Annotated in this window: 13 protein-coding genes; 8 read left to right on the top strand and 5 right to left on the bottom strand. The window is 60.7% G+C overall.

Annotation, left to right across the window (positions count from 1 at the left end; translation table 11 throughout):
- Positions 1 to 23: 23 nt before the first annotated feature.
- The 3 genes from OHL13_RS12415 to OHL13_RS12405 are packed head-to-tail and all read right to left on the bottom strand — an operon-like array spanning position 24 to position 3,427.
- The gene (locus OHL13_RS12415) at positions 24 to 1,556 is read right to left on the bottom strand and encodes a hybrid sensor histidine kinase/response regulator (RefSeq protein ID WP_263410439.1); all 1,533 of its coding nucleotides are present in this window, start codon (positions 1,554 to 1,556) and stop codon (positions 24 to 26) included.
- Between the two features lie 10 nt (positions 1,557 to 1,566).
- Positions 1,567 to 2,001 (bottom strand): response regulator, encoded by a 435-nt coding sequence (locus tag OHL13_RS12410; protein ID WP_263410438.1) that lies wholly within the window; start codon positions 1,999 to 2,001, stop codon positions 1,567 to 1,569.
- A 25-nt stretch (positions 2,002 to 2,026) separates the two neighbouring features.
- A complete protein-coding gene (locus OHL13_RS12405) occupies positions 2,027 to 3,427 on the bottom strand; it encodes a sensor histidine kinase (RefSeq protein WP_263410437.1) in 1,401 nt (466 codons plus the stop codon).
- Between the two features lie 95 nt (positions 3,428 to 3,522).
- Here OHL13_RS12405 and OHL13_RS12400 point away from each other — a divergent pair, with 95 nt between their 5' ends.
- From OHL13_RS12400 to clpB, 6 genes are all read left to right on the top strand, one after another.
- Positions 3,523 to 3,897, top strand: coding sequence for a hypothetical protein (locus OHL13_RS12400; RefSeq protein ID WP_263410436.1), 375 nt, complete (start codon positions 3,523 to 3,525; stop codon positions 3,895 to 3,897).
- Between the two features lie 62 nt (positions 3,898 to 3,959).
- Positions 3,960 to 4,337 (top strand): GntR family transcriptional regulator, encoded by a 378-nt coding sequence (locus tag OHL13_RS12395; RefSeq protein ID WP_263410435.1) that lies wholly within the window; start codon positions 3,960 to 3,962, stop codon positions 4,335 to 4,337.
- Positions 4,334 to 5,194, top strand: a complete 861-nt coding sequence (locus OHL13_RS12390) for an ABC transporter ATP-binding protein (RefSeq protein WP_263410434.1) — start codon at positions 4,334 to 4,336, stop codon at positions 5,192 to 5,194. The genes OHL13_RS12395 and OHL13_RS12390 overlap by 4 nt, the downstream gene beginning before the upstream one ends.
- Positions 5,191 to 6,090, top strand: coding sequence for an ABC transporter permease (locus OHL13_RS12385; RefSeq protein ID WP_263410433.1), 900 nt, complete (start codon positions 5,191 to 5,193; stop codon positions 6,088 to 6,090). The genes OHL13_RS12390 and OHL13_RS12385 overlap by 4 nt, the downstream gene beginning before the upstream one ends.
- Before the next feature lie 192 nt (positions 6,091 to 6,282).
- Complete coding sequence (locus tag OHL13_RS12380; protein ID WP_263410432.1) at positions 6,283 to 6,768, top strand: Hsp20/alpha crystallin family protein; 486 nt, start codon at positions 6,283 to 6,285, stop codon at positions 6,766 to 6,768.
- 262 nt (positions 6,769 to 7,030) lie between these two features.
- Complete coding sequence (gene clpB / locus OHL13_RS12375; protein ID WP_263410431.1) at positions 7,031 to 9,652, top strand: ATP-dependent chaperone ClpB; 2,622 nt, start codon at positions 7,031 to 7,033, stop codon at positions 9,650 to 9,652.
- 60 nt (positions 9,653 to 9,712) lie between these two features.
- On the opposite strand, the gene OHL13_RS12370 is transcribed toward clpB, so the two are convergent.
- A complete protein-coding gene (locus OHL13_RS12370) occupies positions 9,713 to 10,750 on the bottom strand; it encodes an NAD-dependent epimerase/dehydratase family protein (protein ID WP_263410430.1) in 1,038 nt (345 codons plus the stop codon).
- A 98-nt stretch (positions 10,751 to 10,848) separates the two neighbouring features.
- Between OHL13_RS12370 and OHL13_RS12365 the strand changes: the two genes are divergently transcribed.
- Together OHL13_RS12365 and OHL13_RS12360 are read left to right on the top strand one after the other, a co-directional pair.
- Entirely contained in the window at positions 10,849 to 12,408 is a 1,560-nt protein-coding gene (locus OHL13_RS12365) for an NAD(P)/FAD-dependent oxidoreductase (RefSeq protein WP_263410429.1), read from the top strand.
- Between the two features lie 23 nt (positions 12,409 to 12,431).
- Positions 12,432 to 13,610, top strand: coding sequence for a GGDEF domain-containing protein (locus tag OHL13_RS12360; protein WP_263410428.1), 1,179 nt, complete (start codon positions 12,432 to 12,434; stop codon positions 13,608 to 13,610).
- On the opposite strand, the gene prmC is transcribed toward OHL13_RS12360, so the two are convergent.
- Complete coding sequence (gene prmC, locus OHL13_RS12355) at positions 13,607 to 14,440, bottom strand: peptide chain release factor N(5)-glutamine methyltransferase (RefSeq protein ID WP_263411657.1); 834 nt, start codon at positions 14,438 to 14,440, stop codon at positions 13,607 to 13,609. The two genes, OHL13_RS12360 and prmC, sit on opposite strands and share 4 nt — an antisense overlap.
- Positions 14,441 to 14,464: the final 24 nt, after the last annotated feature.

Below are 14,464 nucleotides of genomic sequence, written 5' to 3'. Positions count from 1 at the left end.
GGAGGGGTTGCACCTATCAACTTTTAGCTCTTCAGAGGCAAGGCAATCCGCATCGTTGTTCCACGATGCTTCGCATCCGTGCTGGTGCGCAGGGAAAGCGTTCCGCCAGACTCTTCCACGATGCCACGCGTGACCCACAGGCCCAGGCCGGTGCCGCGTTCGCCCTTGGTGGTGAAGAAGGGCTCGAAGATCTGCGAGATATGCGCCTGAGCGATGCCTGGGCCGGTGTCAGCGATGGTGACAATTGCGCAGGTACGGGTCTCGCGCGAGCGGATGGTGAGCGTCCCGCCGGTGCCGGACATCGCTTCAATCGCATTGCCGATCAGGTTGGCGAAGACCTGCCGCAGCGACAGGGCAAAGGTTGCGCCAGAGGTGGAAGGGTGCAGATCGGTGATGATCTGTACCTGCGAACCTTCAGCGCGCGAGGCGAAGATCTGCAGCACCTCGCCGATCAGCTTGTTGAGCGCATGGCCCGCGCTGGTGTTGCCGCGGTAGAAGCTGAGCGTGGTGCGTGTGATGTGACCCACACGGTCCAGTTCGCGGGCACCCATGCTGACAAGATCGCGAAGGTCTTCCGGGAGATCCTGGTGGGTCTGCAGCAGGTACAGCACGTTGGTCAGCGCTTCCAGCGGATTATTGATCTCATGCGCCAGGGTGTTGGCCATGCGTCCGGCGGAGGCAAGCCGTTCCGAGTTGATCAGCCGTTTGACCAGGTCGGCGCGCTCGCGGGCATCGGCCTTGCGGGCGGAGATATCTTCAATCACCAGCGACAGCGACTCGGTCTCGCTGGGGTCCGGCTGCAGTACCGAGATGGTAAGTTGCACATCGACGGCGTGGCCGTCCCGGTGGCGTAACCGCTTCTCCACCCGCAGACTGGGAACCTTGCGCGACAGCAGATCTTCGAGCACGATCTCGCGGTCTTCGTCGCGTTCGGCGGCGGGCAGCAGCAGGTCATAAAAACCGGTGGCTTCCAGCCCTTCCGCTGTTTGTCCAACCATGTCGCGGAGGCGCTGGTTGGCCAGGATCCATCGGCCATCCAGCGAGATATGAGCCATGCCCACGGCCGCCTGGTTGAAGGTGGCGGAGAAGCGTGATTCCAGCGCCTTGAGTTCGGCGGACGTGCGAAGCTTTTCGCGGCGGGCGTCGGCATCGGCCAGTTCGCGTTCAATGGCGGGCAGCAGGCGTTCCAGGTTGCCCTTCAGGACATAGTCGTGCGCTCCGGCGCGCATGGCGCTGACGGCGGACTCTTCACTGATGGTGCCGGAGACGATGATGAACGGCAGGTCCATTCCGCTGGCCTGCAGCATGGCCAAGGCATCGCGCGCGCCAAAGCTCGGCAGGGTGTAGTCGGCAATCACCAGGTCCCATGCGCCGTCATGCAGGGCCTCTCGCATCTGCTCGCGCGTCTCAATGCGGCGCATCTCCAGGTCATAGCCGGCGCGGTTCAGGTGGCGGCGCAGCAACAGGGCGTCAGGCTCGTAGTCTTCGACTACGAGGACACGGAGCCGCCTGCGGGCTTCGACAGGCGGCGTGATGTTGGTCTGCGGTGAGTTCACGCTGTCTTCTTTATGCGACTGGAGGTACCTGGTTCAGCAGCAGCCAATACATGCCAAGCTGCTTGGTAGCCTCGGCAAAGTCGGTGAAATTGACCGGCTTACGAATGTAGCTGTTGACGCCCAGGCGGTAGGAGCTGACGATGTCGCGCTCTTCATCCGAAGAGGTGAGGACGACGACGGGCAGCAGAGCTGCCTTTTCCGTGGCGCGGATGGCCTTCAGGACATCCAGGCCCTGCACCTTGGGCAGCTTCAGGTCCAGCAGGATCAGTTGCGGCATGGGCAGTTCGCCGGACTCAAACTTGCCAATCAGGTCAATCGCCTCCGCACCGTCGCGTGCAACGTTGATCTGGTTGGCCACATTGGCCTTGCGCAGAGCGCGGATTGCGAGCGCTTCGTGGTCCGGATCATCCTCGACCAGAAGGATCGAGTTAGTGGTGTTCGTCATAAATAAAACCTGTCCTCACTGAAGATTATGAGCCAAGGGTGAAATAGAAGGTAGCGCCTTCATTCTCCTTGCCCTCGGCCCAGATGCGGCCCTTGTGGCGGCGGATAATGCGGAGCGTAGTGGCCAGGCCTATGCCGGAGCCCTTGAAGTCGCGGTCGCCGTGCAGTCGCTGGAAGGCGGTAAACAGCCGGTCGACATAGTACATATCGAAACCCGCACCGTTGTCGCGGATGAAATAGACGGCCTGTCCATCCTTCAACAGGCTGCCGAACTCGATGACTGCGCCGGGAGTTTTGGAGGTGAACTTGAAGGCATTGCCCAGAAGGTTCTCAAAAGCCACCCGCAGCAGCCGAGGATCCGCCTGCGCCAGCACCGGTGTGGAGGGGATCTCGAAACGGACGTCCCGCTCGGGATCTGACGCGCGGACATCGCCCACCACGGAGCGCACCAGTTCGGCCAGGTCCGTGGTCTCCAGCACCAGATCAGAGCGGGTCACACGCGAGAGCTGCAGAAGGGCGTCAATCAGTTGCCCCATGCGCTGCACGCCGTTGCGGACGCGGTTGATATAGTCGCGGCCTTCGTCGTCCAGCTTGTCGGCAAAGTCTTCGTACAGCGCCAGCGAGAAGCCGTCAATGGTGCGCAGCGGGGCGCGCAGATCATGCGAGACGGAATAGGAAAAGGCCTCAAGCTCCTGGTTGGAGGCCTCAAGCTCCTGCGTACGTTCCTGTACGCGCTGCTCCAGGTCGGCGTTCAGGCTGCGGATCTCGTCGCTCTGGGTCGCGATCTGCTGGCGGGCCGTCGCTTCCTTGCCCAGCAGATAAAAGGCGAGCAGAAGGAACAGCAGGTCCAGCAGGGTAGCGACACCAAAGGTGGTGTAAGCGCTGCGGCGGGCCAGGGTGACCTGCGCCGAACGCATATCCAGCAGTCGACGCTCTTCGCCCTCAACCTGGCTGATGGCGTAGGCAACGGTAAAGCCACCATATTTGTACTGGTCGGCCATCATGAGGCCAAGCTGCGAGGGAGGGAGAGCGGCATCCGGCTGTGCTTTGCGGAGCTGGACACCCACTTCAATGGCTGTCAGCCGGGCCTGGATGCGTTCGCGCACCAGGGGAAGGCGCTGCTGCTGGCTGGGATTGTCCTGGGTCTGCGTGCGAAGCTCATCATAGCTCTTCCAGATGGAGGAGACGGCGTCGCTATACTGCTTCTCCAGAATAGGGTCGGCCTGCAACACGTAACCGCGGGCAGCACTTTCCGCCGTGCGGATTTCGGCCAGCAACTGTTCGCATGCAGTCAGGGTTTGAAGGGTATGGGTCTGCCAGCTCTGACTGCCGGAGAACACGCCAAGAGAGCGGTAGGCAAGCCAGGAGTTGAGCAACACAATCAGAATGGCGCCGATGTAGGCGAGCCGGTAACCAAGGGGACGCATCGAAAAAGTCAGGATAACTTGCATACGATGCGCGCCAGCTTGGCCGGAGTTGCTTAGTCTGTGTTGTAGAAGAAGAAAAAGAACGGAGAAAGTTCATGATCCGGATCCTTGTTGGTGCTGTCCTTGGCTATTTGATATCTCTGGCAACCTCTCTGGTGTGGTTCCTCAAAACCCACCATGACCCTACGCAGCGTGTCTCGACGCGGTACCTGATGGCCAGCATTGTGGTGGGCTTCTTTTGCTCCATCGCTTCGGGTTTTCTGGCGGCTGTCATCGGAGGCTCGCGCCGGTCGGCCTGGGGAGCGGCCATTATCCTGTTCGCCACCGGCGGCTTTGGGGTGGCGGAGTCGCTGCTGGTCAGCCGTTCCGGATCGCTGGAGCTGACCTGGGTGTCGATCGTTGTGATGGTTCCGGCCACGGTTTTTGGGGGAGAGCTGGCGGAGCGGCGGTTGGCGCACGTCAAGAAATAATCTGCATTCAGGGAACCTTGTAGTGGTGTAGTACGTAACCAATACACCATGAGGGTTTTCTGATGCCGCCTGATCTGTATTTGCAAGAGTGGGAGAGCCAGCAGCCGATCTACCGGCAGCTGCGGGACCGTGTTGCCGCGCTTCTGCTGGAGGGCGGCATGGCGGTGGATGAGGCGCTGCCTTCCGTACGGGCGCTGGCGCTGGAGTACCGCATCAATCCGTTGACAGTACAGCGCGCCTACCAGGAACTGGTGGACGAGGGGCTGGTGGAGAGCCGGCGCGGCCTGGGGATGTTTTTGCGGCCCGGCGCCCGTGAGCAGCTTCTGGAGCTGGAGCGGAGCCGTTTTCTGGAACAGGAGTGGCCACGAGTGGTGGCCAGGATGGAACGGCTGGGTCTGCGCCCGGCTGACTTACTGCGCACAAAGGAGGATGTCCGATGAACGTAATTGAGGCACATGGGCTGAGGAAGAGATACGGGCAGATGCCGGCGGTGGATGGCATTGAGCTGGAGGTGCCTGAGGGACGCATTGTCGGTCTGATTGGCCCGAACGGCGCGGGCAAGAGCACGACGCTGGATGCCATTCTGGGGATGACTCAGGTGGAAGGCAACCTGAAGGTGCTGGGGCTGGACCCGTGGACCAGTCGCGATGCGCTGATGGAGCAGGTGGCGTTTATTGCGGATGTGGCAGTGCTTCCGCGCTGGCTGCGGGTGGACCAGGCGCTGGAGTTTATGGCAGGGGTGCATCCGCGGTTTGACCGGGCAAAGGCCCAGGCTTCTCTGGCGAAGACAAATATACCGGCCAGGGCGCGGGTGAAATCGCTGTCCAAGGGTATGACGGCGCAGCTTCATCTGGCTCTGGTGATGGCCATTGACGCGAAGCTGCTGGTGTTGGACGAGCCGACGCTGGGGCTGGACATTCTGTATCGCAAGCAGTTCTATGACACGCTGCTGAACGATTACTTCGACCACAAGCGCACCATTCTGGTGACGACGCACCAGGTGGAAGAGGTGCAGCACATCCTGACCGATGTCCTGTTCCTGCAGCGCGGACGAATCGTCTTCCAATCGTCGATGGAGGCTTTTGACAGCCGGTATGTCGAGGTGATGGTAGCCCCGGAGAAGCTGGCCGAGGCGCGGAAGTTTACATCGGTGGCCGAGCGGACGGTCTTTGGCCGGACGGTGCTGTTGCTGGAGGGAGTCGACCGGGAGACGGCGGCTGGTTTGGGTGAGCTGCGGACGCCAGGGCTTGCGGATGTGTTTGTGGCAGTGATGACGGCTGGTGGAGGTGTGCAATGACGAGTGCGGAGACGATGACAATGCCCCAGGTGGAGACGGAGAAGAGTGTGGCTGCTTCGCGGCCGTTCTACTGGTCGCTGCGGCGGGAGTTCTGGGAGCACCGGTCGCTGGTGCTGGCCCCGTTGGTGGTGGCTGCAGCGATTGTTTTCTTTGCGGTGGTGAGGCTGAAGTTCTTCGCCATGGTGCTTGCTCAGGCTTCCGACCAGGGACAGCCGGGAGGCGCGGCGGTGTTTCTGCTGGCCGGTGTGATTGTTGGAGTCACCAGCGTGTTGACGGGGATCTTCTACGCGCTGGATGCGTTGTATGGCGAGCGGCGGGACCGCAGCATCCTGTTCTGGAAGTCGCTGCCGGTCTCGGATCGTACCGTGGTTCTGGCCAAGGCGGCTGTGCCCCTGCTGGCGCTGCCGGCCATCACCTTTGCGTTGATCGCGGTGACCCATCTTCTACTGGCGGTGATTGCGACCGTGGGGCTGGCCGTCTTCCATGTTCCCGTGGGCGTTTTCTGGAGGGACCTGCCGTTCTTCCAGATGGAGTTGATGGTGCTCTATGGGCTGGCCGCGATGACCCTGTGGTATGCCCCGGTGTATGGATGGCTGCTGCTGATGTCCGCCGTAGCCAAAAAGATGCCGCTTGCGTGGGCAGTGGTTCCGATTGTGGGTGCGATCGGGATAGAAAAGTTCGCCTTCCGGACGGACTATGTCTCGGAGATGGTGCAGCAACGGCTGGGTGGGGCGATTTCCGCGGCATTTGCGCTGGGCCAGGGCCCCGTGATCGGGCTGAAGGATGCGACGCCGGGGATGTTTCTGGCGAACCCGCATCTATGGACGGGGCTGGCAGGGCTGGCGGTGATGCTGGTGCTGACGGTCCGTCTGCGGCGGTTGCAGGGGCCGATTTAGGCTGAGGAAAGTAGTGTGCGAAAGCCCCGGCGATGGCCGGGGCTTTCGTTTTGCCTTTATTGTCAATGGCTTATGCCGCCTGCTTTATATGAGTGTGTTCGTATCACATTTTATGCATCCATTCTGCTATGGTATGCGTCAGATGAAGTGAAGGCCGGAGCGCCCGGCCAACATCTCAGGAGGAAACTCATCATGACGATCACACGTTGGACCCCGTTCTCGGATATGGCTGTTTTGCAGAACCGCTTGAACTCGATCTTCCAGGACTTCCATGCTCCCGAAGGGCGTACGGAGTCGCTGGCGCAGGGAAGCTTTATCCCGGCGGTGGACGTTTATGACGACGCGCAGAAGATTGTGTTGAAGCTCGACGTTCCCGGCATCAAGCAGGAAGACCTGGACATCCGCCTGGAAAACCAGACCCTGACGGTGAAGGGCGAGCGCAAGTTCGAGAAGGAAGAAAAGGAAGAGAACTTCCACCGCATTGAGCGCCGTTACGGCAGCTTTGTGCGCAGCTTTACCCTGCCGCAGACTGCGGATGCTGAAAAAGTAAGCGCCGACTATAAGGATGGTGTGCTTCTGATTCAGATTGCCAAGAAATCGGAAGCGCAGCCGAAGCAGATCAAGGTCGGCATTGGAAATGCGGCTCCGAAGCAGGTGGAAGCGAAGACGGCGGCTTAAGAATGCTTCGAGGAGAGGCGCTCTTTGTAGGAAGAGCCAGCGGGAGGCTTTAGCTGTTGAGGGGACCTGCGGGTTTACCCTCAAGGGCTAAAGCCCTTCTGTTAGCGGGGGAGCTTACGGCACGGCTGAAGCTGTGCCTTTAACATGGCCTGACGCTTGATGCGCGGGTTCCTTTAGAAGGCCTCGCGATGGTTTGTGATGGAGAACACTTCCTCCCAGGACGGGGAAGGCGTATCTAAAAGGAAGAGTGGCGAGGTAGAGTATGGCGATTCGTTGGGACAAATTTACGGTGAAGTCGCAGGAGGCGGTGCAGGCCGCCGTGGGGCATGCGACGGACAATGGCAACCCCGAAGTGTTGCCGGTCCACCTGGCGGCGGCGCTGCTGGAGGACAAGGAAGGCATCGTCATCCCGGTGCTGGAAAAGATTGGTGTGCCGGTGCAGCAGCTTCTGGCCAATGTGAATGCCGCCATTGCCAAGTTGCCCAAGGTGCAGGGGCAGAGCCAGCAGCCGGGCGTGAGCGCGTCCTTGCAGAAGGTGCTGGATGGGGCGTTCAAGGAAGCCGGAAACTTCAAGGACGAGTATGTTTCGACCGAGCACCTGTTGCTTGGCCTGACCGATGAGAAGAATGGCACGGTGCAGACGGCGCTGGCCAGCTTTGGCGCGACGCATGACGCCATTCTGAAGGCGCTGACCGCTGTTCGCGGAACGCAGCGAGTGACCGACCAGAACCCCGAGGGCAAGTTCCAGGCGCTGGAGAAATATGCCAAGGACCTGACGGAGCAGGCCCGCAAAGGCAAGCTGGATCCGGTGATTGGCCGCGACGAGGAGATCCGCCGCGTGATCCAGGTCCTGTCACGCAGGTCGAAGAACAACCCGGTGCTGATTGGTGAGCCGGGTGTGGGTAAGACGGCCATCGTGGAAGGTCTTGCGCGCCGCATCGTGTCCGGTGACGTTCCTGAAATTCTGAAGGACAAGAAGGTGATCTCGCTCGACCTGGGGTCGATGCTGGCCGGAGCGAAGTTCCGCGGTGAGTTTGAAGACCGCCTGAAGGCTGTACTGAAAGAGATCGAGGAGTCGAACGGGCAGATCATCCTGTTCATCGACGAGCTGCATACGCTGGTGGGCGCTGGCGCTGCCGAAGGCGCGATTGACGCGAGCAACATGTTGAAGCCTGCGCTGGCTCGCGGCGAACTGCGTGCCGTGGGCGCCACTACGCTGAACGAGTACCGCAAGTACATCGAGAAGGATGCAGCGCTGGAGCGGCGCTTCCAGATCGTCTACGTGGGTGAGCCGAATGTGGAGGACACAGTTGCGATTCTGCGCGGCTTGAAGGAGCGGTACGAGTCGCACCACAAGGTCCGCATCAAGGACTCGGCGATTGTGGCGGCTGCGACGCTCTCGCACCGTTATATCTCGGACCGCTTCCTGCCGGACAAGGCTATCGACCTGGTGGACGAGGCCGCGGCTTCGCTGGCCATCCAGATCGGCAGTGTGCCGGTGGAGATTGACGCGCTGGAGCGCCGGGCTACGTCGCTCGAGATCGAGCGCGAGGCGCTGAAGCGCGAGAAGGATGCGAACTCCGTGGAACGCCGCGAAGAGGTGGAGCGCGAGCTGGCCGGCATCAAGGAAGAAGCCAGCGGATTGCGTGCGCGGTGGCAGAAGGAGAAGGATGCCATTGGCCGCATCTCGCAGTTGAAGGACCAGATCGAGGCGCTGCGCTTCCAGATGGAAGACCAGACGCGTAAAGGAAATCTCGAACGCGCGGCCGCGATTCAATATGGCGAGCTGCCCAAGGCCGAGGCCGAGCTGAAGCAGCTTGAGAAGCTGCAGGACGGCAGCGACACGGCGCAGCGCATGCTGAAAGAAGAGGTCGACGAAGAGGACATCGCGAAGATCGTCAGCAAGTGGACCGGCATTCCGGTGAGCAAGATGCTGGAAGGCGAAGTGCAGAAGCTGGTCACCATGGAGAAGCGTCTGCGCGAGCGTGTCATCGGCCAGGACGAGGCACTGACGGTGGTGGCGAATGCCATTCGCCGTTCGCGTGCGGGCTTATCTGATCCGAAGCGGCCGATTGGTTCGTTCATCTTCCTGGGCCCGACGGGTGTGGGTAAGACGGAGACGGCGCGCGCGCTTGCTGAATTTCTTTTCGATGACGAGCAGGCGATGGTGCGCATCGACATGAGCGAGTACATGGAGAAGCACGCTGTCGCTCGATTGATTGGCGCGCCTCCGGGATACGTGGGCTTCGATGAGGGCGGTCAGTTGACCGAGGCAGTCCGCCGCCGTCCGTATGCAGTGGTGCTCTTCGACGAGATCGAGAAGGCGCATCCGGATGTCTTCAACGTTCTACTGCAGGTGCTGGATGATGGCCGTCTGACCGACAGCAAAGGCCGTACTGTGGACTTCAAAAACACGGTGCTGATCATGACGTCGAACATCGGCGCCAGCGCGCTGACGACCGCGTGGGCGGATGGCGAAGAGGGTTTTGCGGATGCGAAGAGCCGTGTGATGGACTCGCTGAAGCAGCACTTCCGCCCGGAGTTCCTGAACCGCGTGGACGATATCGTGGTCTTCCATCCGCTGGGCGAAGAGCAGTTGACGCACATCGTCGATCTGCGGCTTGCCGATCTGCAGAAGCTGCTGGCGGATCGCAAGATCAAGCTGGAGCTGACCGAGGCGGCGCAGAAGAAGCTGTTCGCCGCGGGCTACGACCGAGCGTATGGAGCGCGTCCGCTGAAGCGCGCCATCCAACGCCTGGTGCAGGACCCGCTGGCCATCAAGATTCTGGATGGCGAGGTGCGGCACGGTGACACGGTCCGCGCGGATGCGGGCAAGGACGGCCTCAGCTTTGAGGTAGTGGAGTCCGAAGCGGTTCCAGTGTAAGGAAAGCAGGCAGCAAAAGGCCGGGCAGAGATGCCCGGCCTTTTTGTTTGCGTAAGTCGTCTAACTCAACCACTTCAACAACCGGATAACCCCCATGCTCGCCGGCTTGCGGTGGGCGGAGACATCCGTGCGGGATGCGATCTCTTTGCGGTTCTGCGCGTAGTAGCTGTAGGCGCGCAGCAGCATCTCTTCGTTGGTGAGCGTGGGCTGCCAGTTCAACTCGCGCTTGATGCGGGTGGTGTCGAAGAGGAAGCTCTCGGCGATCATCTTGTAGTGGTACGGGCCGAGCGGCGAGATCTTCAGCTTGTGCGCGGCGATCATGGCGGCGATGGTTGGCCCCTCGGGCAGGGAGCGCACTTTGCTGCGGGAGTTGGCCGCGGCGATCACTGCCTCGTACACCGCGCGCATCGACTTCACGTTGTCTGAACCGATATTGAAGACGTTGCTGCCTTTGTAGCCGACAGCCTGGATGCAGGCGGTCGCCAGGTCATCGGCGTAGATGAACTGGTACTGGTTGGTACCGGGGCCCACGACCCAGACCGTCTTGTGGTCGTCAATGAACTCGTACAGGATGGCCAGCAGGCCAAGCCGGCCGGAGTCCATGATGGTGGGGCAGCGGATGGCGACGACGTCGAGCTTGCCGGTGTACTCGGCCAGGATCTTTTCGGCCTCCCACTTGGAGCGGCCGTAGATCTCGACCGGCGCCGGGGTGTCCTCTTCCAGGATGGGGCGGCCCATGTTGGCGGCCCACAGGCAGTTGGTGGAGGTGAAGACGAAGGGCTTTACACCATGTTCTACGGCCAGGTCGGCCAGCAGCCGGGTGGCGTCGACGTTGGAGGTCCACAGCAGTTTTTCGTCGATCCGTGCGCCGTGTGCAAGCTGGGCGGCGATGTGGAAGATGGCGTCGAATTTGTGTTCAGTGAAGACGCGGCGCATCAGCGCCTCATCGCGCAGGTCGCCCTGGATGGAGGTAAGGCCTGGGAGGCTGTCCTCGTCGTGCTCCAGGTCAATGTTGACGACGGTGTGGCCTTCACGGAGGAGTCTGCGCTTAAGAACGCCGCCGAAGAAGCCGGAGGCGCCGGTGACAAGGGTATGCATGGCGGCTAATCCGATTCTAGACGGTCTTTGCGGGCGGTGCGTGTACACGGCCGGCCCCGGTATTTTTGGCGAAATCCTCCATTAGGATAGAGAGTGGAATGTCGAAACGAGCCGTGATCCTGGGCGCAGGCCCTGCTGGTCTGACTGCCGCCCTGGAACTGGTGCGACGGTCAGGCATTCAACCGATTGTCCTGGAGGCCGGGGACTGCGTCGGCGGCATTTCGCGCACGGTGCGTTACAACGGCAACCGCATGGACATTGGCGGTCACCGCTTCTTTTCAAAAAGCGACCAGGTCATGCGCTGGTGGCTGGAACTGATGCCGGTCGAGCACGCGGACGAAGCCGAAGCCGCCATCAGCTACCAGAACAAGACGCGCCATCTTCCGGTTCACGAGCGCCGCGCGGACGAGGACAAGGACCTGGTTATGCTGGTCCGCCCACGCAAGAGCGAAATCTACTTCATGCGGCAATTCTTCGACTATCCGCTGAGCCTGAGCGGTCCCACGCTGAAGAAGCTTGGTCCGGCGCGGCTGGTGCGTATTGGTTTCAGCTATCTTTCGGCACGGCTGTTTCCCATCCACAAAGAGAAGAGCCTTCGCGACTTCCTGGTGAACCGCTTTGGCAATGAGCTGTACCTGACCTTCTTCAAAAGCTATACAGAGAAGGTGTGGGGCGTGCCTTGTGAAGAGATCAGTGCGGAGTGGGGAGCGCAGCGCATCAAGGGGCTGAGCCTGACGGCCGCAGTCAAGCACTTCTTCAAGAAGGCTTTCGGTCGGACCGAAATCGATATTGAACAGAAGCAGACGGAGACCTCGCTGATTGAGCAGTTCCTCTATCCCAAGTTCGGCCCCGGTCAGCTCTGGGAGCATGTCGCGGACCTTGTTCAACAGGGGGGTGGAGAACTGCACATGGGCTGGCGCGCGGTGAAGGTGAACACCGATGGCGACCGCGTTGTGAGCGTGGAAGCCGTGAACCGCGCGGGTGAGCGCCAGACGTTTGAGGGGGATTACTTCTTCTCCACCGTGCCGGTGCGTGAACTGGTGCACTCGTTTGATGTGGAGCCGCCGGCCAACGTGGTGCAGGTTGCCGATGGGTTGCAGTATCGCGACTTCATCACCATTGGCCTGCTGGTCGACAAGCTGGAACAGACAGAACCCGATGGCAGCCTGTTGAAAGACACCTGGATCTATATCCAGGAGCCGGATGTGCAGATTGGCCGTCTGCAGATCTTCAACAACTGGAGCCCTTACCTGGTTGCCGATCCCACGAAGGTCTGGCTGGGGCTGGAGTATTTCTGCTACGACACCGATCCGTTGTGGAAGATGCCGGATGAGGAACTGAAGGCGTTCGGCGCCATGGAGCTTGAGAAGATCGGCATGATCCGCCGCGAGCATGTACGGGATGGACACGTGGTGCGTGTGCCCAAAACCTACCCCGCATACTTCGGAAGTTATGATCGCTTCGAAGAGATCCGCAAGTACGTTGACCGGTATGAAAATCTGTTCCTTGTAGGCCGCAATGGCATGCACAAGTACAACAACCAGGACCACTCCATGCTGACGGCGATGGCGGCCGTGGATGCCATTCTTGCAGGCAATACCAGCAAAGATGGCCTTTGGGATGTGAATACTGAGCAGGAATATCACGAAGAAAAATAGCGGTACGAAGGTATGCTGTCGATATGAATTTTGCAGCGAGCCTTCGCTGGATGATTGAGTCGTACGTCCTGATTCTGGCCATGCTGATGCTTGGCCTGTGTCTTGCTGCCATATCCATGCCACGGTTGAAAGGCGTTCTGCGCCTAAGCGCCAGCATGATGTTCCTTTCCGTCGCCATGACGGTGCAGATTTATAGCTCGGTCAATCCCAGTGTCGCCTTTGTCATCAGTGAGGTGCTGCTGCTGATCGGCTTTGCTCTGCTGGACGACACCATGACGCGTTTCCTGGAGCTGCCGGTGGCGGAGCGCTGGGTCGACGCGCTGCTGTTCTTCGCCTGCCTTAGTTACACGGGCTATTCCATGTGGATCGGTCTGAATCAGCGGAGCCGTCTTGGCGTGCTGATTCTTGCGCTGTGTATTCAGTCTGTCCGCAGCGGCGTCAAGCTGCTGATGCGTGCTCCGGTCTTCCTGCGCATGCCCGCCCGCTTCCTTGCGGGATGTTTCTTCTTATTTGCGTCGTTCAGTGTGTTCCGTCTGATCGTGCCGGTGCTGCAGGGAACATTCCCTGCGCCTGCCTTGCAGGGTGGCCAGTTGACGATCGATGCGGCGGCACGGCTCTCCAAGGTTGTGTTGCTATGCGCCAGTGTTGCCTTTGGCTATCTGTGGATGGCGGCTCTGCAACTGAGCAGGGAACTGGATGCGCTATCGCTGACCGATCCTTTGACCTCCACCATGAACCGCCGTGGCCTGGAAATGCGCCTGACACGCGAATTGAAGCGGGCCAGACTGAATGAGACGCGCATCTCCCTGATTGCCCTGGATGTGGACCACTTCAAGACAATCAATGACCGTTACGGGCATCACGCCGGGGATGTGGCTCTGGTTGCCTTCTCGAACGCCATGATGGAGATGCTGCGGCCGGCAGACTCGCTGGGACGTTTTGGCGGAGAAGAGTTTGTGGCCATTCTGCCCGGTACGAACGAGGATGGCGCCAGGCTGGTGGCGCAACGGCTGCGTGAGCGGCTGCGAACGCTGCAGTTTGAATTTGATCTCAGTATGCATCTGACCGCCAGCTTCGGCGTGGCGCAATGCGATCTTGACGACACCGAGATCACAGCATTGCGACGTTGTGACAAAGCTTTGTACGCCGCCAAGCAGGCAGGCCGCAACTGTGTTGTGGCCTACAGTCAGACAACGACTTAAATTCGCGTTGCCAGCACGGTGCGCGCTATGCCCTGCAGATCATGGAGAACGGTCACGTCCTGCCATGCCCCCAGCAGCCCGCGCAGGGCGGACTCCTGCCCATAGCCGATCTCAAGCGCCAGCAGACCTCCGGGCTTCAGGTGGGCATGGGCCTGCGGAATCAGGCGGCGGTAGATCTCCAGGCCATCCTCTCCCGCGAACAGGGCACTGGACGGCTCATACTCGCGCACTTGCGGCGAAAGAGTAGGGCGGTCCGTCTCCGGAATGTACGGCGGGTTGGAGACGATCACGTCGAAGCTCTGACCGGCCACCGCGCTCAACAGGTCAGAGTGCAGCAGCAACATGCGCTTCTTCACCTTGTTGGTCGCGGCGTTTTGCTGCGCGATGGCAAGAGCCTCGGTTGAAAGATCGAGTGCCGTGAGCTGTGCCTTGGGCAGATGCACGGCCAGCGCGATGGCAATGCAGCCGGTGCCGGTGCCGACATCCGCAATGTGAACTGCGCGATCATGGGGCAGGCGCGCCAGTACGGCCTCCACCAGTAGCTCCGTTTCAGGACGGGGAATCAGCGTGGCCGGTGTGACGCGGAAGGGCAGGCCGTAAAACTCCTGCATGCCGGTAATGTGTTGCAGCGGTTCGTGCGCGGCACGGCGGGCCAGCAGGGCCCGGTAAGCGTTCAGCTCCGCGGGCAGCAGCTCGCGCGTTGCATGGATCATGAGTTGCGCCTTGGTGATGCCCAGGGTGTAGAGCAACAACAGCTCTGCGTCGCGCACAGGGTTCTCCGTGTGCGCAAGCTGGATGCGGGCTTCTAGTTGTGCCTGGCGAAGAGTCATCAAGGGAGGGAAGGAAGGGCCCAC

It is taken from the genome of Terriglobus tenax, assembly GCF_025685395.1.
GTDB classification, from domain to species: Bacteria; Acidobacteriota; Terriglobia; order Terriglobales; family Acidobacteriaceae; genus Terriglobus; species Terriglobus tenax.
The sequence above is the reverse complement of the archived record's forward strand: the minus strand, read 5'-3'. Positions and strand labels throughout refer to the sequence as shown.

Bases quoted from the DNA above. Each gene is read 5' to 3' on its own strand.
- OHL13_RS12390 (WP_263410434.1), top strand. From the start codon at position 4,334: ATGAACGTAATTGAGGCACATGGGCTGAGGAAGAGATACGGGCAGATG.
- OHL13_RS12370 (WP_263410430.1), bottom strand. From the start codon at position 10,750: ATGCATACCCTTGTCACCGGCGCCTCCGGCTTCTTCGGCGGCGTTCTT.
- OHL13_RS12410 (WP_263410438.1), bottom strand. From the start codon at position 2,001: ATGACGAACACCACTAACTCGATCCTTCTGGTCGAGGATGATCCGGAC.
- OHL13_RS12380 (WP_263410432.1), top strand. From the start codon at position 6,283: ATGACGATCACACGTTGGACCCCGTTCTCGGATATGGCTGTTTTGCAG.
- OHL13_RS12365 (WP_263410429.1), top strand. From the start codon at position 10,849: ATGTCGAAACGAGCCGTGATCCTGGGCGCAGGCCCTGCTGGTCTGACT.
- clpB (WP_263410431.1), top strand. From the start codon at position 7,031: ATGGCGATTCGTTGGGACAAATTTACGGTGAAGTCGCAGGAGGCGGTG.
- OHL13_RS12385 (WP_263410433.1), top strand. From the start codon at position 5,191: ATGACGAGTGCGGAGACGATGACAATGCCCCAGGTGGAGACGGAGAAG.
- OHL13_RS12395 (WP_263410435.1), top strand. From the start codon at position 3,960: ATGCCGCCTGATCTGTATTTGCAAGAGTGGGAGAGCCAGCAGCCGATC.
- prmC (WP_263411657.1), bottom strand. From the start codon at position 14,440: ATGACTCTTCGCCAGGCACAACTAGAAGCCCGCATCCAGCTTGCGCAC.
- OHL13_RS12405 (WP_263410437.1), bottom strand. From the start codon at position 3,427: ATGCGTCCCCTTGGTTACCGGCTCGCCTACATCGGCGCCATTCTGATT.
- OHL13_RS12360 (WP_263410428.1), top strand. From the start codon at position 12,432: ATGAATTTTGCAGCGAGCCTTCGCTGGATGATTGAGTCGTACGTCCTG.
- OHL13_RS12400 (WP_263410436.1), top strand. From the start codon at position 3,523: ATGATCCGGATCCTTGTTGGTGCTGTCCTTGGCTATTTGATATCTCTG.